Annotated in this window: 32 protein-coding genes; 30 read left to right on the top strand and 2 right to left on the bottom strand. The window is 59.6% G+C overall.

Annotated features, from left to right (window positions below; genetic code table 11):
• Window positions 1-34: 34 nt before the first annotated feature.
• The 19 genes from VGM18_04955 (at window position 35) to VGM18_04865 (ending at window position 15,460) form a co-directional block, all read left to right on the top strand.
• Window positions 35-1,858 (top strand): phage portal protein, encoded by a 1,824-nt coding sequence (locus tag VGM18_04955; GenBank protein ID HEY3972331.1) that lies wholly within the window; start codon window positions 35-37, stop codon window positions 1,856-1,858.
• A complete protein-coding gene (locus VGM18_04950) occupies window positions 1,855-2,700 on the top strand; it encodes an HK97 family phage prohead protease (protein HEY3972330.1) in 846 nt (281 codons plus the stop codon). Before VGM18_04955 ends, VGM18_04950 begins: the two co-directional genes overlap by 4 nt.
• 35 nt (window positions 2,701-2,735) lie before the next feature.
• Window positions 2,736-4,382 (top strand): phage major capsid protein, encoded by a 1,647-nt coding sequence (locus VGM18_04945; protein HEY3972329.1) that lies wholly within the window; start codon window positions 2,736-2,738, stop codon window positions 4,380-4,382.
• 104 nt (window positions 4,383-4,486) lie between these two features.
• Window positions 4,487-5,035, top strand: a complete 549-nt coding sequence (locus VGM18_04940; protein HEY3972328.1) for a hypothetical protein — start codon at window positions 4,487-4,489, stop codon at window positions 5,033-5,035.
• A gap of 83 nt (window positions 5,036-5,118) precedes the next feature.
• Entirely contained in the window at window positions 5,119-5,382 is a 264-nt protein-coding gene (locus VGM18_04935; protein HEY3972327.1) for a hypothetical protein, read from the top strand.
• 5 nt (window positions 5,383-5,387) lie between these two features.
• On the top strand, window positions 5,388-5,699 hold the full coding sequence (locus VGM18_04930; GenBank protein HEY3972326.1) for a hypothetical protein: 312 nt from the start codon (window positions 5,388-5,390) through the stop codon (window positions 5,697-5,699).
• Window positions 5,700-5,702: 3 nt separating this feature from the next.
• The gene (locus tag VGM18_04925; protein ID HEY3972325.1) at window positions 5,703-6,602 is read left to right on the top strand and encodes a hypothetical protein; all 900 of its coding nucleotides are present in this window, start codon (window positions 5,703-5,705) and stop codon (window positions 6,600-6,602) included.
• A 27-nt stretch (window positions 6,603-6,629) separates the two neighbouring features.
• Window positions 6,630-7,067, top strand: coding sequence for a hypothetical protein (locus VGM18_04920; protein ID HEY3972324.1), 438 nt, complete (start codon window positions 6,630-6,632; stop codon window positions 7,065-7,067).
• Between the two features lie 7 nt (window positions 7,068-7,074).
• Entirely contained in the window at window positions 7,075-7,461 is a 387-nt protein-coding gene (locus tag VGM18_04915; GenBank protein HEY3972323.1) for a head-tail adaptor protein, read from the top strand.
• 22 nt (window positions 7,462-7,483) lie between these two features.
• Window positions 7,484-8,968: a hypothetical protein gene (locus VGM18_04910; protein HEY3972322.1), complete on the top strand. Its 1,485-nt coding sequence runs from the start codon at window positions 7,484-7,486 to the stop codon at window positions 8,966-8,968.
• 197 nt (window positions 8,969-9,165) lie between these two features.
• Window positions 9,166-10,434, top strand: a complete 1,269-nt coding sequence (locus tag VGM18_04905; GenBank protein HEY3972321.1) for a hypothetical protein — start codon at window positions 9,166-9,168, stop codon at window positions 10,432-10,434.
• A complete protein-coding gene (locus tag VGM18_04900; GenBank protein HEY3972320.1) occupies window positions 10,434-10,889 on the top strand; it encodes a DUF3168 domain-containing protein in 456 nt (151 codons plus the stop codon). The genes VGM18_04905 and VGM18_04900 overlap by 1 nt, the downstream gene beginning before the upstream one ends.
• A gap of 57 nt (window positions 10,890-10,946) precedes the next feature.
• Window positions 10,947-11,408, top strand: a complete 462-nt coding sequence (locus tag VGM18_04895; GenBank protein ID HEY3972319.1) for a phage tail tube protein — start codon at window positions 10,947-10,949, stop codon at window positions 11,406-11,408.
• 3 nt (window positions 11,409-11,411) lie between these two features.
• Window positions 11,412-11,654, top strand: a complete 243-nt coding sequence (locus VGM18_04890; GenBank protein HEY3972318.1) for a hypothetical protein — start codon at window positions 11,412-11,414, stop codon at window positions 11,652-11,654.
• Window positions 11,651-12,112: a hypothetical protein gene (locus tag VGM18_04885; GenBank protein ID HEY3972317.1), complete on the top strand. Its 462-nt coding sequence runs from the start codon at window positions 11,651-11,653 to the stop codon at window positions 12,110-12,112. Before VGM18_04890 ends, VGM18_04885 begins: the two co-directional genes overlap by 4 nt.
• 44 nt (window positions 12,113-12,156) lie before the next feature.
• Window positions 12,157-12,387: a hypothetical protein gene (locus VGM18_04880; GenBank protein ID HEY3972316.1), complete on the top strand. Its 231-nt coding sequence runs from the start codon at window positions 12,157-12,159 to the stop codon at window positions 12,385-12,387.
• Window positions 12,388-12,398: 11 nt separating this feature from the next.
• Window positions 12,399-12,647: a hypothetical protein gene (locus VGM18_04875; protein HEY3972315.1), complete on the top strand. Its 249-nt coding sequence runs from the start codon at window positions 12,399-12,401 to the stop codon at window positions 12,645-12,647.
• A complete protein-coding gene (locus tag VGM18_04870) occupies window positions 12,647-13,216 on the top strand; it encodes an HK97-gp10 family putative phage morphogenesis protein (protein ID HEY3972314.1) in 570 nt (189 codons plus the stop codon). Before VGM18_04875 ends, VGM18_04870 begins: the two co-directional genes overlap by 1 nt.
• On the top strand, window positions 13,217-15,460 hold the full coding sequence (locus VGM18_04865) for a hypothetical protein (protein ID HEY3972313.1): 2,244 nt from the start codon (window positions 13,217-13,219) through the stop codon (window positions 15,458-15,460).
• Here the strand turns inward: VGM18_04865 and VGM18_04860 are convergent.
• Window positions 15,457-15,987 (bottom strand): hypothetical protein, encoded by a 531-nt coding sequence (locus VGM18_04860; GenBank protein ID HEY3972312.1) that lies wholly within the window; start codon window positions 15,985-15,987, stop codon window positions 15,457-15,459. The two genes, VGM18_04865 and VGM18_04860, sit on opposite strands and share 4 nt — an antisense overlap.
• Window positions 15,988-16,077: 90 nt before the next feature.
• On the opposite strand from VGM18_04860, the gene VGM18_04855 reads away from it, so the two are divergent.
• The 10 genes from VGM18_04855 to VGM18_04810 all read left to right on the top strand — a co-directional run bounded on the left by VGM18_04855 (window position 16,078) and on the right by VGM18_04810 (window position 23,080).
• Window positions 16,078-17,124: a hypothetical protein gene (locus VGM18_04855; protein ID HEY3972311.1), complete on the top strand. Its 1,047-nt coding sequence runs from the start codon at window positions 16,078-16,080 to the stop codon at window positions 17,122-17,124.
• Window positions 17,125-17,952: a hypothetical protein gene (locus VGM18_04850; protein ID HEY3972310.1), complete on the top strand. Its 828-nt coding sequence runs from the start codon at window positions 17,125-17,127 to the stop codon at window positions 17,950-17,952.
• Between the two features lie 62 nt (window positions 17,953-18,014).
• A complete protein-coding gene (locus VGM18_04845; GenBank protein HEY3972309.1) occupies window positions 18,015-18,173 on the top strand; it encodes a hypothetical protein in 159 nt (52 codons plus the stop codon).
• Between the two features lies 1 nt (window position 18,174).
• Window positions 18,175-19,107, top strand: a complete 933-nt coding sequence (locus VGM18_04840) for an Ig-like domain-containing protein (protein HEY3972308.1) — start codon at window positions 18,175-18,177, stop codon at window positions 19,105-19,107.
• A 12-nt stretch (window positions 19,108-19,119) separates the two neighbouring features.
• Window positions 19,120-19,551, top strand: a complete 432-nt coding sequence (locus VGM18_04835; GenBank protein HEY3972307.1) for a hypothetical protein — start codon at window positions 19,120-19,122, stop codon at window positions 19,549-19,551.
• A 10-nt stretch (window positions 19,552-19,561) separates the two neighbouring features.
• Window positions 19,562-21,703: a hypothetical protein gene (locus VGM18_04830; protein HEY3972306.1), complete on the top strand. Its 2,142-nt coding sequence runs from the start codon at window positions 19,562-19,564 to the stop codon at window positions 21,701-21,703.
• Window positions 21,704-21,719: 16 nt separating this feature from the next.
• The gene (locus VGM18_04825; protein HEY3972305.1) at window positions 21,720-22,172 is read left to right on the top strand and encodes a glycoside hydrolase family protein; all 453 of its coding nucleotides are present in this window, start codon (window positions 21,720-21,722) and stop codon (window positions 22,170-22,172) included.
• A 65-nt stretch (window positions 22,173-22,237) separates the two neighbouring features.
• Window positions 22,238-22,399, top strand: coding sequence for a hypothetical protein (locus VGM18_04820; GenBank protein HEY3972304.1), 162 nt, complete (start codon window positions 22,238-22,240; stop codon window positions 22,397-22,399).
• Window positions 22,400-22,403: 4 nt separating this feature from the next.
• Entirely contained in the window at window positions 22,404-22,739 is a 336-nt protein-coding gene (locus tag VGM18_04815) for a hypothetical protein (protein HEY3972303.1), read from the top strand.
• Window positions 22,736-23,080: a hypothetical protein gene (locus tag VGM18_04810; GenBank protein ID HEY3972302.1), complete on the top strand. Its 345-nt coding sequence runs from the start codon at window positions 22,736-22,738 to the stop codon at window positions 23,078-23,080. The genes VGM18_04815 and VGM18_04810 overlap by 4 nt, the downstream gene beginning before the upstream one ends.
• An 8-nt stretch (window positions 23,081-23,088) precedes the next feature.
• On the opposite strand, the gene VGM18_04805 is transcribed toward VGM18_04810, so the two are convergent.
• Window positions 23,089-23,523: a hypothetical protein gene (locus VGM18_04805; protein HEY3972301.1), complete on the bottom strand. Its 435-nt coding sequence runs from the start codon at window positions 23,521-23,523 to the stop codon at window positions 23,089-23,091.
• A gap of 90 nt (window positions 23,524-23,613) precedes the next feature.
• Here VGM18_04805 and VGM18_04800 point away from each other — a divergent pair, with 90 nt between their 5' ends.
• Window positions 23,614-24,105 (top strand): hypothetical protein, encoded by a 492-nt coding sequence (locus VGM18_04800; protein ID HEY3972300.1) that lies wholly within the window; start codon window positions 23,614-23,616, stop codon window positions 24,103-24,105.
• Window positions 24,106-24,242: the final 137 nt, after the last annotated feature.

The raw sequence follows: 24,242 nt of genomic DNA, 5'->3' as shown, positions 1-24,242 counted from the left end.
TTCTAAAAGAGATGCGGAAGAAGCCGGCATAACCATGGGCCTGATCTCCGAAACCCGCACATCACTGGAAAATCCGCAGACGCCGCTCTCCTACCCGAGCGAATGGCTGTTAGATATTTTCAACGGTGGTCGCACCGACTCCGGGATCCGCGTCTCGGAGATGACCGCTCTTCAGGTTTCCACCATCTGGGCCTGCTGCGAAATCAAGGGCGGCGCGATCGGCGCCCTTGAGTTGAAGATTTTCGAGAAGCTTGTGACGGACAGTGGCCGGCTGAAGCGCCGTATCGCCCACGATCACGACTACTGGGATCTCCTCGAGCACGAGCCCAATTCCGAGATGTCGGCATTCACCATGAAGAAAACGGTGCAGGTGCACCGCATGCTTTGGGGGAATGGCTATATCGAGATACAGCGCGATCGGAGCGGACGAATTATTGCTCTCTGGCCGCGAAATCCGGCGCGTATTCGGCCGCATCGCGTGATTGCCCCGATTCCGGTGACCACCTCGGACGGTATCGTACTGACCGCACGTCCAGGGCAAATGGTCTATGTGACTACCGAGGGCATGGAAACCGAAAGCATGAATCCGGAGAGTCCGTCTTTCGACGCGGCCGGCCCGCATGGCGATCGTTACATCTTTCCCGAAGACGTGATGCACATTCCCGGCCTCTCTCTCGACGGCCGCATTGGGCAAGACGTCATCCAGCTCGCACGCAACGCTGTGGGCCTGGCGCTGGCTACGGAAAAGTTCGGCGCAAAGTTCTTTGGCAATGGCGCGATCGGCCGCGGCGTTTTCAAGATTCCCGGAACTCTGACTCCCGAGGACATGGCGAATCTGCGCAAGGAAGTGCAGGAAGCCTGGGGCGGAGAGAACGCCAATCGTCCCATGGTGCTCGATAGCGGCATGGAATATGTCGCAACTTCGACGAAGCCCAATGAGGCTCAGTTTCTCGAAACCCGCGAGCACGAAGTGATTGAGCTTTGTCGCATTTTCACCACGCCGCCGCACATGGTTGGAGTGACCGAAAAGACTAGCCGTGCCAACACCGAACAGATTGGCCAGGAGTTTTTAACGTTTTCCCTCGCTCCTGACCTTTGCGCCTGGGAACAGGAAGTGAAGCGCAAGATGTTGCCTTCTCCCGATCGCGGGCGCAACGCGGCAAAACGCTTCGGCGTGTTTTTCGACACATGGCCTCTGGTCACTCCATCCGCTAACGATTTGCGCGCTTTCGTCCAGGCCATGATTCAGTGGGGCGTGTGGGAGCCGAATGATGCGCGCGAGCGCATGCACATGAATCCTCTCGATACGCCCGCGGCCGATTCCACCTGGATGCAGATCAATATGGCCCCGGTCGACCAGCTTTTTGAGACTCCTGCTCTGCCTGGCGCCGGCGACGATGAAAATAACGAACCGGCCGACGATGGCGCCAAGCCAGGATCCAAAAAGCGAACTGCCCGCACGGAAGAACTTCTTGTCGCACGCCTTTCCCGCGCTTATTCCCGCGTCTTCCGTGATGCTTTTGGTCGCATCTGCCGGCGATCGCAGGCGGATGAATCGACTTTCCGGCAGGTTTTCCTGCCGGTCCTGGTCAGCATCGGTGAGGAGCTCGAGCAATACGCCGCGCAGATTCTAGGCACGGTCACGAGTCCTGACGGACTTGAGAGCTCGCGCTTCCTCGCCGGCTACCTGGGAACCATGTTTCATCGATTTGAGGGCGAGTCCTGGGCATCAGCGAACGGATCCGCTCATGAGATCTGTGTGCGCGAGCTGAGCCGGGCGATTCGGGCGCTCGCCATAGAAGCTTACCGCAATGCCGCAACCGCCGCGGCAAAACTAGAAACCGAGGTGGAGTCATGATGGAACGCCGTTTTGTAAAAGGTGCGCAAGTCCGCGCCGTGAAGTCCGGCGACAAACCAGGCATCGAAGGCTACGGCGCCGTGTTCAACGAGGAATATGTTCTCTACGAAGATACAGGTTGGCGCTTCGTCGAGATCATCAAGGCCGGCGCCTTCAGCCGTGTGCTCAAAGAGGCCCAGGACACGCGCTGCCTGTTCAACCACTCCGCCGACAATTTGCTCGGCCGTACGACGAACAAAACCTTGCGCATGGTGGAAGACGATCGTGGTCTGAAGTACGACAATGATCTCGATCTGCGCACTACGGTCGCTCAAAATGTGCAGGCCTTCATCGACCGCGGTGATCTTACCGGCTGCAGCTTTGCCTTCACGGTCAGCAAGCAAGTCTGGCGCGAAGAGACCAGCGCCGATGGAAAGATGACCATCAGCACGCGCGAGATCGAGGAGATCGGAGAACTCTTCGACGTCGGTCCGGTCACCTATCCCGCCTATGAAGGTACCAGCGTGGCGCCGCGATCGCAGGCGCAGCTCTCCGAAATGCGCAGCCGTGTGCTCTCGATCAACGGCTTGCCCGTGGAAGTGCGGTCGCGCATCGAAGCCACGCGAAAAAAGAAAGACAAAGAAGACAAACCAGAGTGCAGCTGTCGCTGCGTGGCGTGCGCTCGGGATAACGATTGTGAAGGTTGCCCTGACCACATGGTCGACTGCGGCGACGAAGAAAATTGCGGCTGCATGGGTGATCGATCGAGCCGCTCAGCGGGGACAGCGATCGATCTCGATCGTACGCGCCTCGAGGCCGATGTTGACGCCCGTCTGCGAAAGGTAGGGCTGAAGGCCAGCTAGTTTCCCAACAAGTTTCGCTTTTTCCTGCGCGCCCAATGGGGCTCGGCGTGATAGCCGAAGCGCAGAAGAGAGCAAACGCGCATCCCGTGGCCAGTGGCCGCTTGATCGGCGCGAATTCGATCCAAGGTGAGACAACAATTATGAGTCTGCTCAAGATTCGTGAACTGAATGAGCGGATCGCCAAGCTGAACGAAGGTGATCTGCAACCGCTGCGTGTGGCTCTCCGCGATGCCAAGACCACAACGGAGATCCGCGAAGCGAAAACCAAAATCGATAAAGCCCTGGATGACCTTGATGCCATGGTCGCAGAACGCGACGGTCTGCAGGCCGACTTGAATCGCGAATCGCGTCTTGCCCTGGTCGATCCCAGCGGCCGCCGCGAAGATCCAATCCGGCCGGCGAACGGCGACAAGCGCGCAGCCGTCGTTCTTTACAATCGCGCCCTGAAGCGTCACGGCGTCTCTTGCGTGCGCGACGCTCGCGGCCAGATCGTGGTGCGCAATCATGCACTTGAGAACGTCGCGGCAGAAGTGCGCTCGCTGATCGAGGATCTGGACGACCGCTACTGGCAGGCTTTCCGCAATCATTCGATTGCGGTGTTGAGTGGCGACGCCGGTCTCTGCCCGGCCGAGGATCGCGCCATCATCCTGGGCCAGGTCGAGGAGTTCCGTTTGCTGGGCGCCAGCGATAGCAAGTTCAACCTGAGCGATCGTGAACGCCGCGACATGGGCATTGGCACCAACACGCTGGGCGGGTATTTCGTTCCTCGCGGCTTCGTCTACGAAGTCGAAGAGGCGATGAAATGGTACGGGTCCATGTTGATGTCGTCCGAAATCATGGACACTGCCACGGGCCAGCCTCTTCCCTACCCCACCGATAACGACACCACAGTGGTGGGCGAGATCGTGGGCGAAGGCAAGCAGGTGAGCGCCGCCGACGTCACCATCGGCCAGATCCTGTTCGGCGCGGAGAAGTTTTCCACCAAGATGGTGAAGGCCTCTCTCGAGCAGCTGCAGGATTCGGCCTTCGCGCTCGCGCCTTACGTCCGCAACAAGTTCGCCATTCGCCTGGGACGGATACTGAACACCAAGTTCACGCTGGGTAACGGCAACAGCGCAAATCCGGTAGAACCCACTGGCCTGGTCACTGCGGTGGTCGCCAACTGCGCCGCGGCGCAGCTGGCTTCTGCCGGCGTGCTTTACGGTACGGGCTTGTTGGCCGCGGGCAGCTCGCCCAACACCGGAGGCGCTGAAACGGGCGGCACGTCGATCGGCTCGCAGGATTACACGGATCTTGAGCACACCGTCGATCCGGCATATCGCCTGGGGGCGTCCTACATGTTCCATGACCAGACGCTGCGCGTCGCCAAGCGACTGCTCGACAAGTACGGCCATCCGCTGTGGAAACAGACGATGGCTGCCGGCGAGCCCGATCGCCTCAACGGCTATCCGTACTGGATCAACAACGACATGGCCACGATCGCGGTCAACGCGAAGACCGTGCTCTTTGGGGACATGAAGAAATACCTCATCCGCCGCGTAAAAGAGCTGGGCGTGATCACGCTTCAGGAACGCTTCGCCGATTACGGCCAGGTAGCCTACATCGGCTTCGCGCGTTATGACGGCAATCTGCTCGACGCCGGCACGCATCCGGTGTGCTTCCTGCAGCAGGCTGCGGCCTAAGTCGTCCCAGGGGTTTCCGCGACCGCTTCGTCTTTCGGGAGCGGTCGCGGGGAACTTCTGTTTCCGAAGGTTCTAACCAAATTTCGCAAGAGGAGAAGACTCTTATGCACCCGATTCTTTGTTTCGCTTTCGCATTCACGTCCGCGGTGGGATTGAAAGGCCTGATCGCCTGTCTCGCCGCGCTTGGCGCCGCAGCGCTGTTCGGAACTACCATCACCGCGCAGACTCCCGGCCCTATGGTCGCACCCACCTCGCCCGACTATGACACGATCGTTGGCCAAAGCAGCAACCTGCCATTTCAGTTTGAAGTGCTTACCGGCACAACCGACGTCATCACAGGCGGCGGCGGACTGCTCGGCAATGGCGCTACGCCGCCCATTTGCGGCACCAGCTTCATCGAAACAGCCGGCGTCGACGCTTGTACGTTGGCTACTCCGGTTGCTGGGTCGCCTGCTGCGGGCGGTAACGATGGCCTGGAGATCACGATCATCGACAACAGTGCGCACGCCCACACCGTGACTACTGCTGCCGGCAAGATCATTCCAGCTCATCACCTGATGACCTTTAACGGCACTCAGGGCAGCTTTGTGACGCTGGTGGCCAGGAACGGCTTCTGGATCCCCGTACAACAGAGCGGCGTCACCATCAGCTAGGTTTGGGCACTGGAAGCCGCCCGTTTTTTTCTCTCGCGGCTTCCAGTGACGTTTTTCCACCTTTCCACGAAAGGCAATCTCACATGAACGGTTACAAAACGATTCGTGTTCGAAGTACCGGCCAGGTGACGGAGATGGTTCCTGATGTGGCTCGCGCCATGATCAACAGCGGCATGGCCGAAGAAGTCGGTTCTCCCTCTTCTTCAGGGGATCGCGTAAAGCCTGAATCGAAGCCTGAATCGACGGCCGTCGCGCCCGCCGGCGAACGAGCTGTGGCGCCGGCGCAAGCCGGTCCCACCAAAAAGCCGGGATTGTTCTCACGCAAAAACAAAAATCGATCGAGGTGAACTTCATGGAAGCTGCCGCTTTAATTGTCGCTGCACTCGTGGCTGATCCCACGACTGAGTCGCTGCTGGCCGATCTATCTCCTGAACGTCAGGAGAGCCTCAAACACTATTGGGGTTTGGTGATCGAGGCTGAACTCCAGGCTCTCTTCCCGCCGGCGCCGCCAACATCTGCGCCAGTTGCGCCTGCGCCAGTTGCGCCGATCGCCCCGTCACCTGAAGTCGCCGCAGCGCCCGCGGTCGAAACTGCACCCGCGGCTGCTACGTCTGCCGAAGGCCCGGACGCTACCGCGCCGGTTCAGCCAGGAGCTGGCAGCTAACCCGTGCCCTACATCGTCGAAGAGATCGCGCCGATCGCCGAGCCGTTGCTGCTCGCGGACGTGAAGAACTACCTGAAGCGGTCGCCGGCCGATACGGCCGACGACAGCTTCATCACGGAGTTGATTCAGTCGGCGCGCGAATATGTCGAAGGGTTTACCGGGCGCTCGCTGATCAACAAAGGCTACCGGCAATCGCTCGATTCTTTTCCCTACTTCGTCGACTCGGTCACCAGCCAGCAGGCGTATCCGCCCAGCTACTACTCGCTGCCGCGGTACTCGACAACGCTGTGGAACTATTCGCAGATGATCAAGTTGCTGCGTGGCCCGCTGCGCTCGATCACCAAGATCACCTACAGCGACAGTGTCACCGGGAATATCGATGCGCTGTATCCCGCTCTATTCAGCTGGCAGCCGTTGCATGAGTACAACCTGTCCGATCAGATTGAGGATCCAAACGGCAATTTACAGGTGGTCACCGGAGTCACTCAGGCCGATGAGGACTCAACCTCGATGTCGGGGACAAACCAGCCGGCGTGGAGCATGGCGCTCAATGGGACCACCACGGACGGCATGCTGACCTGGACCTGCATGGGACCGGTGCCCGACTCCGGAGACTTTATTTACGACTACGATTCCGTGCCTCCGCGCATCTTCCCGCTTGCCGGCGGAAACTGGCCGCCGGTGCTTTACGTTCCGAATGCGGTGCAGATCCATTTCATCGCTGGCTATGGCAGTAACGGAAAAGCGGTGCCGGCCACGTTGCGGCACGCCATGCGCCTGCTGATTTCAGACGGCTATTTCAATCGCGATATTTCTTTCAGCGGAGCGATCTCGCAAAATCCCGCGCTCGATCGCCTGCTCAATCGCTGGAAAGTTTACATCTTGTCCCCCACGCGGGGCTGAAGACAACCAACCTACAGGAGAATAGCAATGAAGAAAACCACGCCTTCGCTTTTCACGCGCATCACGGCCGTTATGCTGATGGTCGTTATCGTGAGCGTAGCTGCTTTTGCCACGCCCACCGCTCTTACGCCGGTCCAGCTGAAGCTCAACAACTATGCGGTGCTCGCGGGCGATCTCACGCTCACTTTCACCGCCATGGATGCCAGCAACGGAAACAGCTACGCGGCCACCGGCCAGGAAGTTCTGATTTTCAATAACACCGATACCTCTGCACACACCGTCACCATCAGCAGCGTCGCCGACAACCTGGGCCGAACTGACACCTCGCTCACCAACTACAGCATTGCGGCCAACGGCTTCATCTCGATCCAGATGAAGTTCCTGCCGGGCTGGATCTCGGGTGGCTTGGTCACCATGACCACGAGCTCGGCGCTGGTGAAAGTGGCCGTAGTTCGCTGGCAATAAGTACGGCATGTCTCTTCGTCGCCTAAGCTCGCTGCCGCCGCTGCCCGGTGCGACCACGCCATTAGGGGCCTTCAATCGCGTGGTCACGCTGCTGCAGCCTGGCGCGAAGAATCTCGATGGCACGACGCTGCTGCCCAGCCCTTTCGCGGTCGGCGTCTGGGCGGCGATCCGCGCGCTCTCTGCGCAGGAAGTCGACAAGCAGCAGCAGATCGAGCAGAAGGTTTCGCACCTGGTAACGATTCCCTTTATGCAAGGCGTTACCCAGGACATGCTGGTCAGTAACACATTCGACGGCCAGGTGCGGACCTTTCAAATCGTAGCCATTGAAGACGCCGATGAAGGCCGCTACGAGCTGCGCATGCTCTGCGCCGAAATTGGCCAGAGCGCCCAATGACCATTTTTCAGGAGATTCCGTTATGACAAAACGAAATTCAGTTTTCACGATCGCAGGAATTTTCATCTTCCTGCTGCTTTGCCTCGTGCCCACCGGCGAAGCGCAAACCTGCGTACCGGCCTCCGATCCCGGTAGTCCAGCCTGGCAGCTGGGACTGAAGTGCAATTTAACTTCTGTCTCAACCCCCTATCAGTTCAGCGTCGGGAGTCTCACCTATTGGCAAATCACTTGGGTACCGTCAGGAACAGTTTCGGCCGCTTCGCTGTCGCTCGATTCTTCGGCAACGGGAGCTGCGGGGGATTACAGCACGGGCGGAATTATTACCTCTGGCACTATCGGATCTCTTGCTTCTGCTGGCTCCTATACGAGTTCGACTCCCACGACGCCGACGAATTTCGGCCAGATCACTCCCAGCGTCACGGGATCCGGAACGGTCACCCTATTTCTCTTTGGCTATAGAAGCAACTCGTCTGCCAGCTCAGGGCCGACTGTCACTCAGGGAACCACTCCGTGGGTGGACAATATCTCGCAGATCGGCGGCACGGCCATTTCGCTCTACGGCCTGCTCCTCAACGGAGTCGCCGCCACAGGCACCGCAACCAGCGGGGCTGTGAGATTGCCGGGGTTTTCAGCGACCGGCTCTTTGTGGATAGGAGGTTCGTCGATCACCGGCTCCCCGTCAGGATGCCAAGTTGCACTCGATCTGCAGGGTTCGAACGGCGGGCCGCTGAGTTCGGCGATCGCCACTGTTGCCTTCACTCCAGGAAACAGTTATCAGTCTTTTTCGGTCGCTCCCTCGCTGGCCTACGCATACGGCGACAACCTGGTCGCCGTCTTCACCTGCGGCACCTATCCCACTGCGGGAACCATCTCGGTGGGATTTGATTCTCTGCCAGCGACCTCGATACTCACTTCGAACTTTACAACCTTTAACGGAAATGCCTGGCCTTCCGCGGGGGTGAGCAGCGGTATTCCGAAAGTCGGTATCGTCGGAAACGGTGGAAACAACATTGATACCGCTCCAGGAGCCGCACTCCCTGGGCACGGCATTGAAACCGTCACCCAGTCCCAGAGCACCGGATCACTTCCCGCCGCGACGACCAACGCTAAGGCTAATAACTTTCTTTCCGATCTCGTCGGAAATCTCTTTGTTCGCACTGGAAGTTCGCAGCCGTTCTCGGCTTTCATCACTCTCAGCACCAACACGACAACGCAGATCGAGGCGACGCCGGGCGCAGGGCTGACTCTCTACGTCACGAACGTCGTATTCAACACCCGAACTGCTGGCTCGGCGACGACTCTCCAGTTGGTCCAGGGTACGGGCACAAACTGCGCCACTGGACAGACGACCCTCACGCCGACGTTTCCGGACACCGCCGTCAGCGTGTCGCAGTTGAATCTTAATTCTCCACTCGTGCCAGTTGCCGCGAACGCAATCTGCGCCACGCAAGCCGGCACCACCGCGGGAACCGCTGACGTCCTGATCACGGGGTTCGTTGCGCCGTGAGATTCAGGCTTCTATTACACGCTGCTGCGCTTCTATCGCTGCTGTCAGCGGCGGTGGCGCAAACTGTCCCCAGCTCGTCTTTTTTTGGGGCTGACTGGAATAGCGTTTCAGCAACGCCTCCGCCCCCAACCTGGCCTCCGACCGATGGCACTGGCAGCGTTGCGGCCATCAAGTATTTCCGCGTGTGGGACTCAGCCATGAAATGGCTGAATGTCGAACCCTCCTCCGGAACGTTTGTCTGGACGAAACTCGATGAGGTCGTGAACACCCTCGCTCCTGGCCAGGGAATGAAGGTTTTCTACACGGTCGGCGCGACTCCAATTTGGGCCACGGCATGCAATGGCCAGCCGGATCCAGGAACCTGCTTTCCTGGACCGACCGCCTCCGGTTATGGCGGAGGGACGCAATGCGCGAGCGCGGGCGATGGGAGCTGCCTTCCACCGAGTGACGTAAACGCAGACGGCACCGGCACCGACGCGCAGTTCCAGAGCTTCATCAGCACGGTGATGAATCGCTACACCACGAAGATCGCCGCCATTGAGACGTGGAACGAGCAAGATTCCCCGAACTTCTGGTGTCCGGGTGGAACTGGAGCTGTGGCGGCATGCGGCACCACCACGGCTTCTCTGAGCCGCGCGGTTCGCATGGCTTGGGATCTCTATAAAATCGCGCACTGCGCGAATGCCAGCATCCAGGTAATTGGCCCATCTTTCCATGGCTTCAGCTCTGGGCTCGGCGGATGGATGAACCTCTACGCCAATACCTCGATCTCAGCTCCGGCCGGCAGCATCAACGGATGCAACTGGTCCGCGCAAACCGTAACTGGAGCAGAGACCTTCGATGTCACCAACGATCACATGCGAGGAACTCCGAACTCCGATCCGACGCAGATCATTCAGCAGTACAACGCGGCCGTCGGCGAAATCACCCGCGACAGCCTGCCTACGGCCTTGTGGAACGGGGAGTGGGGCCCGGTTTCAACTTCGGAAGCCGCAAACAGTGACATTCTCGCCGCCTACGTTGCCATCGAATACGTCCTCCAGGCTTCATTCTCGAACCCCCCGATTCTGACGTCTGTCTATTACACATGGGATGCTCATCTCGGCCTGGGCCTGCAGGGAAACGTTGCTGCGACGGCCTATGACACTGTGGCCAAGTGGCTTATCGGCTCGACGGTAAATGCGGCGACCGTGACTGGATCGATCTACAAAATCAGCGGCACTAATGCGTCCGGAACCGCTTTCAGAATCACCTTTGATACTTCTCAAAGTTGTGGATCCGGATGCTCAACATCGCCACAAACTGAGACCGGCTATGGCAGCTATCTTGACCTGCAGGGATTGAGCCACAACATCAGCGGCACTGCGCCGGTTGGGTTGAAGCCTATTTTGCTGCTCGCTTCTGGCGCGACATCTACGGTCACCGGAAGCATCGGACTCTCGGAACTCGGAATCGGAATTCGCTGATGGCGGTAAAGAACGGATTGTTCATGCTGTTATCGACGACGCCGAGCGTCGCTTCACTGATCGCGCCGGCGCCGAATTCTGCTCCTGGCACCGGAATTTATTTCAGCCTGGCGGTGAAGCAGGCCGCGCGGCCGTACGTTGTGCTTCACCTGATCACGAGCTCGCCGGCGGAGAAAAGTCTTGACGGATCCAGTTCTCTCACCCGCGGCCGCTTTCAGTTTGACAGCTACGCCGACGACGCTACGACCGCGCGCCAGCTCTCACAGGCGATTCGCGCCTTTCTTCAGGATTTCAGTGGAGCGCTGCCGGACGAGACCGTGGTCACGTTCACGCACGTGCATTCCGATCAGGACGACGCTTTCGAGCAAGGCGGCATCGGCTACCTCTATCGCTCCATGCTCGATATCGAAGGCTTTTACACCGAACCGCTCGTCGCCGGCACGCCCGGCAATTAAACCCAACTTCCATTCGCACACGTTCAAAAACATCCACACAACACTTAGGAGAATGCCATGACCACCAAGGCCTACACCGGCGCCGGATCTTCGCTGCAGACCAGCCCGGACGGAGTTACCTATACGCCGATCGCTCAAGTCAAAATGATTAAGCCGAGCGGCGCGAAACTGAAGACGGGAGACATTACCAACCTCAGCTCTCCCACAACCTCAGGCGGAGTCGTCGTCGACGAATTCATTCCCACGACGATGGATCCTGGCACTTACGATCTGACCGGCATCACCGATCCGGGCAACTCGACCTATTTCAACCTGATGACGTTGCAGGAGACGGCCACACTCGAGTACTTCAAACTCGTGCTGCCCGACACTTCGAATTTCAAGTTTCAGGGCTACCTGACCGACTTCACTCCGGCCGACATCGACGTGTCGAAGCCGATTGAATTCACGGCGAAGATCAAGGTTTCCGGACCGTCGACCTTCACCCAGGCTGGCACCGGCCTCACCGTCCAGGAGTAGTTCGTGGTCGACGCGGCGGGATCTCCGTTGAAGGCAGGCGACGACGCAGTGCTGGTGTGCGAAGTGCTGCGCGTCGTCGAAGCCGTCGAAGATACGGAGCCTGGCGTCGTGGTGCGAATTCTGAACTCGGATCAGACGCTCTTCGTCTCCGCGCGCAAGATTCCGCTGCGCGGCCTGGTGGCGTCGGAAGAGCTGATGAAGTTACAGGTCTCTGAGCCAAAGATAACGATTCATGAGGAACTATGAACCCAATTCAAGTGTTGCAGCGCGAGCTGGCGCCGGCCGTGGTGGTCGCGATCGGCGGCAAGGATTTAAGCCTGGTCTACGATCTCCAGGCCGTGATCCTCTACAAACAGAAAACCGGCGACAGTCTCTTTCAGGAAGGCACGTTCGCCAAAATCAATCCGCAGGAAGATCCGGAGCGTTTTGCAGCGTGCCTGTGGGCTGGGCTGCAACGCAAGCATCCTGAGGTCACGCTCGCGTGGCTCGGCGAGGAGATCCCGTTCGGTCCGGAAGTGAATCCGCTGATCGAAGCGATGACGAAGGCGGTGACGGCGCATTTTCCGAAGGCCAAGGCCGCAAGCCCAAACGCCGCGGCGCCGGAAGAAACTCCGGCACAGGAACCGCAGGAACCGCCGCCGCCGCTGCCGATGCCGGTGGAATTGAAGCGTTCCGCAGCATCGCCCGCTTCGATCTCGGGCTAAGCGATGACGAGTTTCTGCGGGAGACGCCGCGCACGTTTCAAGCGTTGGTCGATCGCTTCAACGCCCAGGAGCGGCGCAGCCAACGGCGGATTGCCTCGGTCATCGCGGCGCTGTTCGAACTACATCGCGATCGGGATAAGCGCCCAGAGCCTTTCACGGCCGACGACTTCCTCCGCGGCGCCGGCGACGACGAAGACGACGACGCGCCGCCCACGCCAGAGGCGCTCGAAGAATTCAAACAACGCATGATGAAGAGTTTCGGAATTAAGGACTAGGAGAACAAAAGATGCATTACAAAAATGGACGTGAAGCGAAAAACGGCGACAAGGTTGTGCTGATTCCGAGCTATGGGCCGCCGGTCATCGGCATTCTCTACGACGCGACCGCAGGAAATGATTTTTGTAATGGACGTATCGCGCCGATCAAGCCGAACGATCCCTGCCCGAATCTGAAAGAGGTGCTTCATCTCGACGATGTGCTCCTGGCGCTTCCGGCAGAAGTTCCGGACAGCTCAAAGGCTGCGCAAGAGAGCTAGTGCCGGACGCGATCACAATTCAGGTTGACGGCCTCGACGAGTTGGGCCGCGCCCTCGAGTCAATTCCGGCTGTGCTGGCGACGCGCGTCATGCGTGGGGCGTTGCACGCTGCCGGCGACGTCATGGCTGAGGCGATCGAACTCACCGCGCCCGTGCGCAGCGGCGCACTGAAAGCGGACATTATCACCAAAGTCCGCGTGGGCAGCGATCTCTCCGACAACTATGTCATCGTCGGTCCAGGGTACGAGCGCGGCGCTCTCACGGTGAAGGGTGTCACCCGCAACAAACGGGGCGGCATTGAAGCTGTTGTCGATACCACCGAAAGCCCCGGCGTTTATGCGGCTTTCGTCGAGCGCGGCCACCGTCCGCCAGGTCACGGCGTAAGAAACGATCGCGCCGGCAAACACTCGCACGCCCACGAACTCGAATTCGGTGGCGCTAGCACGCCACCGCATCCCTTCATGCGGCCGGCGTTCGACTCGTCGAAGGAAGCTGCGCTCGACACGTTTGTAGAATACGTTCGGGCAGGCCTGAACGGAGTGATTGAAGCAGTGAGGAACCAAAGTTAAATGCCCGATGTAGGCTCAATCTCGGTTCGCATGGGTGTCAACCTGGCTGACTTCCAGGCTGGCCTGAAACAGGCGACGGCTCTGGCCAGCTCGGAATCCGGCCTGATGTCGGCGGAGATGAAGCGCACCTCGCGCGAAGGCGCGGAGTCCTGGCGTCTGATCGATGAAGCGCTCGGCATCCACATCTCGCGCCCGCTCACCAAGATCGTTACGCAGGAGTTCCCTGCCTTCGCCAGCGCGCTGCAATCCGTTCTGGGAGTCGGCGTCGCTGGCGCTCTGGCCGTTGCCGGCTTCGACGTTTTCGAGAAGATTTCCAAGTCGATCGAGAAAGCACAGAAGGCGCAGGAAGAGCTGAAAGCAGCCAGTGAGAACGTGAGCAATGTGTTTGCACGGGAGATGAGCGCCTACAAGGACAAAGATAAAGCTGTCACTGCTGCCACCGAAGCCGTAGATCGTCTCGCTGAAGCGGAAATGAAACAGGCTAAGGCCTCGCAAGAAGCCTCCGGTTGGCTGTCTCAGGCCGAGAGTGCTGTTGGCGAGTTTTTCCACGTCGCAACTTCTTTTTCCGGCACGCTCGGAGTGGAGCAGATCAACAAGAAACTAGGGGAGTTTAAGCAGCAATACGACAGCCTGGGCTTGACCGATTCGATCAACAAGACCCGCTCGGCTGCGAAGCTGCTCGCGGATGAATTCGACAGGGCAAAGCAGTCGGTCACGCAGATGCAGGACCTTCACATCACTGCATTCCAAGAAGTGATGAACTATTTCAGTGCGGCTGCGGGCCATTCGGAATTGATGAAGATTGGGTTTACCGACAAAGAGATCGATGCCGCGAAAGCCCTCGCCGAAGCCTTACAGAAAATCCAAACGGTTCAAGACGCCACCTCAGCCGGTGTTCAGAAGCAGGAAGCGCAAGCCGCAGCGCTAGAGCGGCAAAAGGAAGCGGCCGCGGCGCTAGCCGATCTCTATCGATCGATGAGTGGCTCGATTGCAAAGCTTCAGCCCGTGACCGATCCTCTCGACAAGCTGAGGGTTGAGATCAGGCAGATGAAAGAGAGTGCCGAAAACGATTTCCGCCAGCTCGCACATAATTCGGATCAGGCACTTCAGCTCACCAGGGCTAGGGCTACACTGAAGGCTTTTGAAAGCGACCTCGATCGCGTCTTCGCCAAGGCGAAGGCTGATGCAGATCTGCTGAAGGCGACGGCCGAGCTCCCCACAAAGATCGCGCCGACCGGAGCCGCTCCACAGTTTCCTACAGCGAACGCGCAGCCAACTCTCGGCGCCGGCGGATCGACGGCCGCACAACTTGACACTTTCACCAAAGACCTGGCTGCGCAACTGAAGCTGGCGGCGCAGGCTTATGAGGAGGTCGTCACTCCCCAACAGAAATATCAGCTCGCGCAATCCGAACTGAATCTGCTGCTCAAGCAGGGATTGATCGACCAGAATGCCTTCACCGCCGCGATGCAGAAAGCGCGCGAGGAAATGGCCAAGGCTACGGACCAGATGGAGAAGCTGCTGAAAGAAGGCGGCGCCGCGGGAGGATTCAAGGCGTTCATGATTCAGCTTCAGGGCCAGGGATCGAAAGGCTCCGATGCGCAATTCACCTTCGATCTGCTGAACAAAGGGTTGCAGGGCTTCGAAGATCAGACCGTGAAAGCCCTCACCGGCGCGAAGACCAGCTGGCGCAGTTACTTCCTCGAACTCGATCAGATGGCACTGAAGTTTCTGCTGAACAAAGAGATCTCCAGCCTGCTGAAAATGTTCTCGAATAGTTCCTTCGGCAAGTCGCTGGGCTTGCCCAACATCGGCGGAGCGTCGCAGGCGACAACGACCACCGCCAACACGACGGCCGTCACCTCGAATACCACCGCGCTGATCGCCAACACGCAGGCGCTGATCTCCGCCAGCGCGGGCGGCGCTGCCGGCGCGGCTGGCGGCGGCGGGATAATCGACATCGGAAATCAGCAGTACGCATCTGGCACTGACTTCGCGCCAGGCGGCATCAGCCTGGTGGGCGAGGATGGTCCGGAGCTGGTTAACCTGCCCACAGGATCTTCGGTCACGCCGAACAGCGCGCTGCGCGCAGGCAGCCCAACCGTGCATGTGCACATCGACGCCCGCGGCGGGGAAATTGGAGTCGAGGACAAGATCGCGCGCGCCATCTCCTCGAGCGCGCCGCACATCATCATGCGCGCAGTCGTCGAAGCGAGCGAGATTCAGCGAAGGACGCCGCGCTAGTGTTGTGCCGGCGAATTTTGCCACCAGTCGGTTTTTTGCTGCTGCGAGCTGGCGGAAGTTTTGTTCGATGCCCTGGCCACGGCCTTGCGAAACCGGGATTCGCATTTTGCATCCGACGATGGTGAATTCTCTACGCAGTCCTTGAAGTGGCGGAAGGGCTTTGAGTCTCGATCAACAGTTTGCCCGACCAGTTCGAGCAGAATGCGACCGAGAAGGTCGGGGCCGTCCGAGTGAGCCAGGCCAGAAAACCGGCTCTGGACGGTGGCGACGCAGCCCTTCTCGGCGGCGGGAGCAAGGCTGAGCGTGATCATGCGTTCCCCGCTCCACGCGCCGCCGGCGGCGAGGGAAATCACTTGCTCCTCTTTGGAGATGCTGACAATTCGATAGTCCTGCGTCTTTGCCACCGTGACTGAGGCGGCCCATACCGTCTCGCACGATTCGGGAAAAATCCTCTGCCGGTTTTTCATCGCGACCGCTTGAATATCGAGCAACGCTGTCAGTGCCAGCAGATATGCGATTCGCTTCACGTTTCCTCCAGGCGGCGCCGAGCATGATGCCACGCGCTGAGCAGCTCCGCAAGCGGCCCGAACGGGCCAGAGACGAAAGACTCTAATTCCATGGCTTACGAAATCTGGGACGGATTCGACAACTACGACACCGCTCATGACGAGTGGGAGACGGTCAACGGCTCGCCGAGCTATTCCACCAGCTACGCCCGCTTCGCCGCGGCGTCCGGTTGCGTCAGCAAGGGCGTCAGCATGGGACTCAGCACCTGGAAGCGCAAGAACCTCAGCGGCAACCGTAGCGGCCTGATCTTGTCTTTCCCTTTCGAGATCAGTTCTCTCTCCTTCACCGGCTATGAGGATTTTCTCGGCTTCCTCGACAACGGCACCATGCAGTGCATGCTGGGCGTCAGCGCTTCAGGGGCGCTGGCGATCCGGAATGGCAGCGCCGGCGTCGTCCAGGGCGCGACCGCTCCGGGAGTGATCGCGTCCGGAAATTATTATTTCATCGACCTCATCATCACTTTCGGTTCCACGACCGGAAGCGCGACCCTTTACCTCAGCACGCCTGCGGGCGGCGCCGCGATCCTGACTCTGACCAACATCAACACGATTGCCAATTCCAACGCATATGCGAACCAGGTGGAGATTGGCGAGTTGCGCGGTAACAACCTGACACTCTACTTCGACGATTTTCATTGCCACACCAACTCCGGCGCGGCCCCCAACACAGTCCTCGGCGAAGGCACGCGGATCTATACCAAGATGCCGAATGGCGCGGGCTACGCCACCACGCTCACGCCGAATGGCGCTTCCGCCAACTGGCAGTGCGTTGACGATGTTCCTCCGGACGACGACACCACTTACGTTTCCGCGGCCTCGTTCCCTCTGACCGAAGGCTATGCCGTCGGTGCCGCAAGTTTCACCGGCACCGTGAACGGTGTGGTGAGGAAGTCGCGCTTCCGCAAAGACGACGGCGCGGCGCATACATTCCAGAACGGCGTGCGATCGAGCAGCACCAATAGCCTGGCGACGGCCGTCAACGTTCTCTCGACTTATTCCTGGACCGACAGTTTCTACGCGCTCGATCCTGCCACCAGCGCGGCCTGGACCGCGGCGGCGGCGGATGCGGCGCAACCCATCATCTCGGCAGCTTCTTAAATGGCGCAACGCTCCACGCATGAAGCCACTCTCGTTTCTGCGATCAATGGCGGCAAGTTCCGATCGACGCATGAAGCGCTGCTCGCCTCCGCCATTGTCAGCAGCGGCAAGCTGCGATCGACGCACGAAGCTATTCTGATTTCCGTTACCGCCCCGATTACCATGTCGCTCTCGTATCCACTCACGCCGCCAACGGCGCTCGGTCCGCAGGAAGTGAAGTTTCGCCTGGTCAGCGTGGTCGGTGAAACTGCATCGCCTTTCAGCGGCAGTCAGCAAGAGCAGCAGTGGCCGGCCCAATGGTGGGAGATTGAAGTTACGCTGCCGCCGATGAAGCGCGCCATCAGCCTGGCGCAGCGCAATGCCGACAAACGCTTCACCGCCGAACTGTGGGCCAGCATGCTCGCCGCTCTCGGCGGGCGATTCGGAACATTCCTGATGGGCGATCCCAACGGGGTCGCGCCGCAAGGCGTGGCCACCGGGACTCCGGTCACGGCCGGCACCAGCGCGGTCGCGCCCAACAATGTAATCACCACGAGCGGTTGGATTCCGGGCGTGACTGGAATTCTTCTCGCCGGCGATTACATTCAGGTAACTCCCACCGGGGGATCGCAGCGGCTCTACAAACTCTTGCTCGATGCGAATTCAGACGGCGCCGGCAACTCCAGCCTCACGGTTGCGCCCATGCTGCACGAATCGCTCAGCAGCGGCCTCTCGATCGTGACCGCGAATCCCCGAGGAACTTTCCGCCTCGATGAGAACAAAGCCGAATGGGACGTGAAGCAGGCCCGCACCTACGGCATCAGCTTCAAAGCGAAGGAAGCGATCTGATGGCCTGTCTTTGTATTGCTGGCTGCAGCGTAAACGGGCTCTGTCCTGAGCATGGGGATCGCATGGCGCAACTGGATCGGGCAGCTGAGCACGCCTATCGCGCATTTTGCGAATCGCCGGATCCGCCTTATCGTCTGCCGCGCACAGTGGAGTGGGCCGATTTGCCCGAAGTCGTGAAGAAGGCCTGGCGCGCCGCGGCCGCGGCCGCGCGCAAAGACTAACATGCCTCGCGCACTCTCAGCCGCTGTACTCGCCGCGATCGCTGCCAAGACGGTGACGATCGCAATGTTTGCGGAGATCGCCTTCGCCGACAACACGCTGTATCTGTTCAGCGGCGTTGGCACGATCACTCCCGCGGGTCCGCCGGCGAATCCAGCTTCGACTTTCCCTTATGGCGAGACTTTTACCGGCCTGGGCTGGCTCGCGAAGTTCTCCGCGATCCCGCAGACCACGAAGGTGCAGGCGCAAAATGTCACGCTTTCGCTGAGCGGAATTCCGGCCAACCTGGTCAGCGAAGCTGTGGGGCAGGTGCGTATTGCCGGCAGCGTCACTCTCTGGTTCGGACTGTTCAGCACAACCACCGATGCGCTGCTTGCCGATCCGGTTCAGGTCTTCGCGGGCTCGCTCGACGTGCCCAGCCTCGCCGACAACGCTGACACTTCTACGCTCTCGATCACCTGCGAGAATTCCCTGCTCTCGCTCAACTTGGCTCCCAACCGTCGCTTCGACGATCCCGACCAGCAACTGGAATATCCGGGCGATCTCGGTCTCAGCTTTGTGCAGGCGCTGCAAACTATTCAACTCTTCTGGCCATCGCCGGCCGATAGCGGCAGTCCCTATCCCGTTTTCATGAGCGTGTCGCCGTCTTCTGTGGATCTCGCGGTCGGTGCTTCGATCACGATCGAAGTGACCGTGCACTATTCGGACGGAAGCACCTACACCAGGCCGGCCGGAACGGGTAGCGGCCCAGTATTCGATCTCGGGATGGCATCGAGCAATCCGAAAATAGCAACCTTCCAGTACACCTCGACGGGCAATGTGACAGGAGTCTCGCCGGGAGCCTGCAACATCATGGCGCGCATTCCCTATGGAAGCAGCACGGTGGGAATCGCGGGCGAGTACCGCTCCATTTGCAGCATCTTCGTGCACAGCTAACATTTTTCCTTCATGCCTCTTCAACGCATCCCTAACTGGCGCGAACGCCTCGGCCAAATCATTGCGAGCGCCGGCGAGCTGGAGTTCCAGTGGGGCGTCTTCGACTGTGCGCTGCACGTTTGCAATTGCATTCGCGCCATCACCACAACCGCAATCGATCCAGGGCACAGTTATCGCGGAACTTATTCCGACGAGGCGGGCGCAGCGGCAATTTACGGCTCGAGCCTCGAGCAATTCGTCGCCGGCATCGCCGCGACTCTGGCCTTGCCGGAAGTTGCGCCGACGTTCGCGCGCCGCGGCGATCTCGTCTTCATCGACAACGGCACGGCGCAGGGCGCGATCGGAATTGTCAGCCTCGACGGCCGCTTCGCATCGTGCGCTTCGGATAAAGGACTCGCCATGATCAGAATTCGCCATTGGAAGCGAGCCTGGCAAATCGGATGAGCAAAACAGGATGAGCAAAACTGCAAAAGAACTGGGCCTGATCCTGGGCGGAATCGCGCTCGGCGGCGTGGGCGCGCTGGCCTATTACGGCTTGCTCTCGTTTGGGATCGGCCCAGCGACGTTTTCCACGATGCTCGGCATCGGGCTGAGTTCTGCGCTCTCCGGCATTGGGCTGGCTTTGCGGCCTCCGCTGCAACCAGTCGGCGCTGCGAACTCGATCAGCGTAAACTCCGGCATCTCTCCGCGGCGCGTCATCTATGGCCAATTTCAAACCGCGGGCGTTTTGACCTATGCGAGTTTTCCCGGCAGCCAAAACCAGTCGACAACGAGCCAATTCCTGCACCTGGTCTACACTCTTACCGGCCACGAGATCACCAGCTTCGACGCTGTCACAGTCGATGGCTTCGTCTATAACTTCGGCAGCGACATTTTGCAGGATTCTTCCCTTCCCGATACGCCCTGGCAGATTCATCCTGACGCCTTCCCCACCATCAACGATTTCTACTGGCAGCACATGATGTTTGAGTTCGATGCTGGCAGGCCGGCCGATGGAGCGCAGCCTTTTCCGAATCTTGCGAACGCCGATTCTGCGTGGACCAGTGCGTGCCTGCAACGAGGCTGCGCCAAGGTGCACGTGATTCTGCGCGCCGACAGTGGCCTGACCGCGCTCTATCCCAGCGGGCAGATCCCGAACATTCAGTTCCTGGTGACCGGAAAAAAGATCGTCGATCCGCGCATCGTTACCGCCTGGGCGCCGAGCACCAATTATCCGCCTTACGACTACACCATCGACAACAACGGCTATATCTGGTTCCAGCAGGCGAACCCCTTCATTACGCCCAGCAGCGGCCTGACGCGGCCGAATTTTGAAGCGTTATCTGGGACCGCCGGCGCCACACTCGCAGACAACACCTGCGTCTGGTTCAACACCGGTTGGCCGGTGGCCGCAGTTTACAACGGGACAACCGCTCCGCCTTCGCTGGCGCAGGGGCCATGGGGCACGCCGGCAATTCTCGTGAACGATGGCTGGGTTGCAGGGGAAACCTACGGCAGCGGCGCGGTGGATCTCGTCGTAATCGAAGCGCCGGTTGGCTATTTACAGATGCTCACTGGCGCGGGAACTGGAGCGGCATCGCATCCCGTGTTTGCCACAACGCGGGGAACGACCACGACCGATGGAACGCTCACCTGGACTTGCCTCGGCCGTTCGACGCATGCCATCAATCCGTCGAACAATGCGCTCTGCGCCAACGATTATCTCCAGGACAGCTTCAACGGCATCGGCGCGGCGGCGGCCACTATCGACACGGCTTCGGTGATCGCGTCCGCCAACGTTTGCGAAGAGCAGGAACTGATTATCTGGAACGCCGATAACACGGTGGTCTACGAAAATCTCTACACCTGCAATGGCATGTTCGATCACAGCTCGACCCGTGGCGATGTACTCTCGGCGCTGTGCGCCTCGATGGCCGGCTGGGCGATTCCTCCCGGCGACCTCTGGCACATTTTCGCCGGCTCCTACATTACGCCCACGCTTTCGTTTGGTGACGACGATCTGCGCGCCGGACTCAAAGCCGACTTTCGCTTGTCGCGCCGCGAAGTCGCGAACGGCATTAAGGGCACCTACACGCCCGCATTTCTTCCCGCGAGTCCGGCCGCGGCCATCAGCCTGACCTCCGTTCCGGGCACATGGCAGTCGCAGAGCTTTCCTCCGTACCAGGCCAACGGCCTCGCCGGCAAACCGAATTTTCTGAACACTGAAGACGATGGCCAGGTGATTTGGCAGGACGTGCACTTTGAATTTACGACGTCGGTTTGGACCGCACAGCGCCTGGCGAAGATCGCGCTGATGCGTTTGCGCTTCCAGCAGACGCTGACCCTGCAATTCAAGCTGACCGCATTCCAGCTCGAGGCCGGCGACACATTCTATTTCACGCACGCTCGCTGGGACATCAATGGCGGCGTATTTGAAGCCTCGCAGTGCTCGCTGACGTTTGACAGCGACAAAGATGGCATGCCGATCGTCGGCGTCGATGTGGTCGCGCGCCAGGTGGATCCATCGATCTACAGCTTCACGCCGCCCTCGAGTTCAACCGACTACGGCGAATATTCGCCCTTCGGCGTGACCGGCGTCATGACGGGAGTCGAGTAAGGAGTAACTGAAAGCTATGGCCATCAACTGTCTCGAAGACCAGCTCCGCCGCGATGAGAGCGAGCGGCAATTCGCCTACGACGACGCCACGGGAAGAACTTTGGGTAAAGGCGATCGGCTCCAGGCAAATTTAACGATCGGCGTCGGCCGCAACCTGAGCGCGAAAGGCTTATCGCAAAAAGAGCGCGCATATCTTCTGGCCAACGACATTGCCGACGCCACAGCGGACCTCGCGGCCCATCTGCCCTGGGCGCTCGAACTCGACGATGCACGCAAGGGTGCGATGCTGAACCTCGTCTTCAATATGGGCATTAGGGGTGTGATGGGCTTCCCGAAATTTCTAGCGGCGATGCAGGCGGGCGACTGGGCGACGGCCAAGGCCGAGTTGCTCGACTCCGAGGCCGCGCGCCAGGAGCCGGATCGCATCGATCGCCTCGCGCTGCAAATCGAGACTGGATTCTGGCAATAACACTTCCCTTCCCCGTCTCTTTTTTCGATGGTCCTGTGGTGGGACATCAACCGAGGAGAACAATCATGAAGGACTGGAAAACCACCGCTGCCGGCGTGGCCACGATCGTGGGAGCGCTCTGCGCTACCGCGCTGAAAGTTTACAACCATCAACCCGTCGACGTGCCGGTGCTGCTCGGCTCGCTCACCGCCGGCGTCGGCCTGATCAAAGCCGCGGACTCGCGCTAAAGACATGAACCCCTTCGACGCGATCGCCGCACTGATCCTCGGCAAGATCAAAGACGGCATCTGGGCGCAGTGGCTCAAGTTTCTCTTTGAGTTATTGTTCTCGGCCGTCGTCTCGTTTCTGTTCACCTGCGGCACGGTGCTGGTGAGTGGAGAGCCGGAGCTGCTGGCGATCGGCGCCGGCATGATCATGGCCGCGCTCGCCCTCACCGTGTTATTCCGCCGCGAAGCTTCGCGGCTCACCAAGGGAATGCTCGTCGTGCTGCCCTCAGCTGAGGCCACGAAAGAGATCGCCACCGATTTTGAAGTCATTCAGAAAGCAGAGGAGAAAACAAAGTCATGACGTTCAAAGGTATTGCCACTGATCTCATCGCGGCCGCCAAGAAATTCAAGGCCGCAATTCTGTCGGCCGCGGCCGACGCCCCTAAAGTCATCGGTAAGATTGAGGCGGACGCGCCGGAAGTGGAAGCGCTCACCGAGTTGGCATTCCCTGGCGCCGCCGCGGTGGAACAAGCTGGACTCGTTGTGCTGGAGAAGATCGCAGAGGCAGTCGAAGCCGCGGGCACCGCAGCCTCGGCCAACGGATTGAGCGTGTCGCTCGATCAGGCCACCGTCACCGCGGTGAAGGGCGTGCTGCCCACGCTCAAGGGTTTGGCGACTCCGGCCGCTGCGCCCGCGAAATAAGCAACTTCTTAGCTGGCCAGGCGCTTCGCGTGCGCCGACTCTGGATCGGATTGATCGAGCGTCGGCGCATTCGGCAGCGCCATCACACGGCGGAAGTCGTTCCACGCTTTGAGAATTTTTGTGTCGCTCATTGCGGGCACGGGCAAGCCTTGCGCTTTCCTCATCTCGATCCAGCTCAGAAAGGTGAAGCTCGGGTCCGCTGAGAAAATCTCGCGCGCGCGCTCGTAGACGATGTAGTTCAGCGGTTGCGTTTTCTGGTTTGGGGCGTCGCCTTTCGAGATCAGATCCGCGCACGTCATGCAGATTGAAACCGAGGCCTGCGAGGAACGAACGGCATCGTCAACCCCGACGACGCGCAGGCGGATATCGACCACGATCGCGGCGACGTTGATCTCGACGACTTCAAGGCAGCGAAAGCAGGGAGCGGTTTGGCGAGCTGGCATTTTTCCCCTCCGGGAAGCGTTTTGGAAATGGTTTTGGAAACGCGATTAGCTTACCAGACAGCCACTTAGCCCAGACTCAGAGGAGTAAACATGGCAACAACAAACGCAGCGATTGAGAAGGCTCCCCTGCCGGCGGAGTTGGATCCGCTCGCAGAACAGTTCCACGATCTAGAGCTTGGGCTCTCCAGTGCGCGGCGCGAAGTGACCGCGAAGCAGGCGGCATTGGCGAAGATGGAGCTTGAGTTTATCGAACTAGTGAGATCTCACGGAAGCACTCATGCGGAGAAATCAAAGATTCTGCACGGCATTGTTTGGGAGATGGTCGCGACGTTCTCTCAATACACCACACAGGACGGCGCCGCGATCGAGCGTTTTCGCGAAGCACTGGTGAAGGCGAAGAAGACCAGGCTGTTGAAAAAGATTTTCGAGGCCGACACGCGCTGGACGATGAAGGCCTCGGCCGCGGAGATCGTGAAGACCGAGCAACTCACTCCGACGCTGATGGCGCTGCTGTTGCAGTGCTCGGTGACGAAAGACAGGAAGCCCTCGCTGGACGTGCGGCAGAAAAAGAAACCGGCCTGATGACGAAAGTGTATCGAGAGCGCGAGATCTGGAAGTGGTTTCGGCGGCTGTGGTTTCGAATCCGCTATACCGCGGTCGAGACCGATCAGCCGGTCGGAACCGACAGGCCAGCCTGAGCGCTTTTCAGCGTTTCAATT

It is taken from the genome of Candidatus Sulfotelmatobacter sp. (genome assembly GCA_036500765.1).
GTDB lineage: Bacteria > Acidobacteriota > Terriglobia > Terriglobales > Acidobacteriaceae > Sulfotelmatobacter.
The sequence above is the reverse complement of the archived record's forward strand: the minus strand, read 5'-3'. Positions and strand labels throughout refer to the sequence as shown.

What these genes read in the sequence shown, in the direction of transcription:
- VGM18_04815 (HEY3972303.1), top strand. Translation starts at nt 22,404, where the DNA reads ATGAACCCCTTCGACGCGATCGCCGCACTGATCCTCGGCAAGATCAAA.
- VGM18_04895 (HEY3972319.1), top strand. Translation starts at nt 10,947, where the DNA reads ATGACCACCAAGGCCTACACCGGCGCCGGATCTTCGCTGCAGACCAGC.
- VGM18_04805 (HEY3972301.1), bottom strand. Translation starts at nt 23,523, where the DNA reads ATGCCAGCTCGCCAAACCGCTCCCTGCTTTCGCTGCCTTGAAGTCGTC.
- VGM18_04855 (HEY3972311.1), top strand. Translation starts at nt 16,078, where the DNA reads ATGGCTTACGAAATCTGGGACGGATTCGACAACTACGACACCGCTCAT.
- VGM18_04810 (HEY3972302.1), top strand. Translation starts at nt 22,736, where the DNA reads ATGACGTTCAAAGGTATTGCCACTGATCTCATCGCGGCCGCCAAGAAA.
- VGM18_04885 (HEY3972317.1), top strand. Translation starts at nt 11,651, where the DNA reads ATGAACCCAATTCAAGTGTTGCAGCGCGAGCTGGCGCCGGCCGTGGTG.
- VGM18_04820 (HEY3972304.1), top strand. Translation starts at nt 22,238, where the DNA reads ATGAAGGACTGGAAAACCACCGCTGCCGGCGTGGCCACGATCGTGGGA.
- VGM18_04800 (HEY3972300.1), top strand. Translation starts at nt 23,614, where the DNA reads ATGGCAACAACAAACGCAGCGATTGAGAAGGCTCCCCTGCCGGCGGAG.
- VGM18_04825 (HEY3972305.1), top strand. Translation starts at nt 21,720, where the DNA reads ATGGCCATCAACTGTCTCGAAGACCAGCTCCGCCGCGATGAGAGCGAG.
- VGM18_04945 (HEY3972329.1), top strand. Translation starts at nt 2,736, where the DNA reads ATGGGGCTCGGCGTGATAGCCGAAGCGCAGAAGAGAGCAAACGCGCAT.
- VGM18_04865 (HEY3972313.1), top strand. Translation starts at nt 13,217, where the DNA reads ATGCCCGATGTAGGCTCAATCTCGGTTCGCATGGGTGTCAACCTGGCT.
- VGM18_04955 (HEY3972331.1), top strand. Translation starts at nt 35, where the DNA reads ATGGGCCTGATCTCCGAAACCCGCACATCACTGGAAAATCCGCAGACG.
- VGM18_04845 (HEY3972309.1), top strand. Translation starts at nt 18,015, where the DNA reads ATGGCGCAACTGGATCGGGCAGCTGAGCACGCCTATCGCGCATTTTGC.
- VGM18_04905 (HEY3972321.1), top strand. Translation starts at nt 9,166, where the DNA reads ATGAAATGGCTGAATGTCGAACCCTCCTCCGGAACGTTTGTCTGGACG.
- VGM18_04830 (HEY3972306.1), top strand. Translation starts at nt 19,562, where the DNA reads ATGAGCAAAACTGCAAAAGAACTGGGCCTGATCCTGGGCGGAATCGCG.
- VGM18_04950 (HEY3972330.1), top strand. Translation starts at nt 1,855, where the DNA reads ATGATGGAACGCCGTTTTGTAAAAGGTGCGCAAGTCCGCGCCGTGAAG.
- VGM18_04875 (HEY3972315.1), top strand. Translation starts at nt 12,399, where the DNA reads ATGCATTACAAAAATGGACGTGAAGCGAAAAACGGCGACAAGGTTGTG.
- VGM18_04900 (HEY3972320.1), top strand. Translation starts at nt 10,434, where the DNA reads ATGGCGGTAAAGAACGGATTGTTCATGCTGTTATCGACGACGCCGAGC.
- VGM18_04835 (HEY3972307.1), top strand. Translation starts at nt 19,120, where the DNA reads ATGCCTCTTCAACGCATCCCTAACTGGCGCGAACGCCTCGGCCAAATC.
- VGM18_04920 (HEY3972324.1), top strand. Translation starts at nt 6,630, where the DNA reads ATGAAGAAAACCACGCCTTCGCTTTTCACGCGCATCACGGCCGTTATG.
- VGM18_04935 (HEY3972327.1), top strand. Translation starts at nt 5,119, where the DNA reads ATGAACGGTTACAAAACGATTCGTGTTCGAAGTACCGGCCAGGTGACG.
- VGM18_04930 (HEY3972326.1), top strand. Translation starts at nt 5,388, where the DNA reads ATGGAAGCTGCCGCTTTAATTGTCGCTGCACTCGTGGCTGATCCCACG.
- VGM18_04915 (HEY3972323.1), top strand. Translation starts at nt 7,075, where the DNA reads ATGTCTCTTCGTCGCCTAAGCTCGCTGCCGCCGCTGCCCGGTGCGACC.
- VGM18_04910 (HEY3972322.1), top strand. Translation starts at nt 7,484, where the DNA reads ATGACAAAACGAAATTCAGTTTTCACGATCGCAGGAATTTTCATCTTC.
- VGM18_04840 (HEY3972308.1), top strand. Translation starts at nt 18,175, where the DNA reads ATGCCTCGCGCACTCTCAGCCGCTGTACTCGCCGCGATCGCTGCCAAG.
- VGM18_04850 (HEY3972310.1), top strand. Translation starts at nt 17,125, where the DNA reads ATGGCGCAACGCTCCACGCATGAAGCCACTCTCGTTTCTGCGATCAAT.
- VGM18_04940 (HEY3972328.1), top strand. Translation starts at nt 4,487, where the DNA reads ATGCACCCGATTCTTTGTTTCGCTTTCGCATTCACGTCCGCGGTGGGA.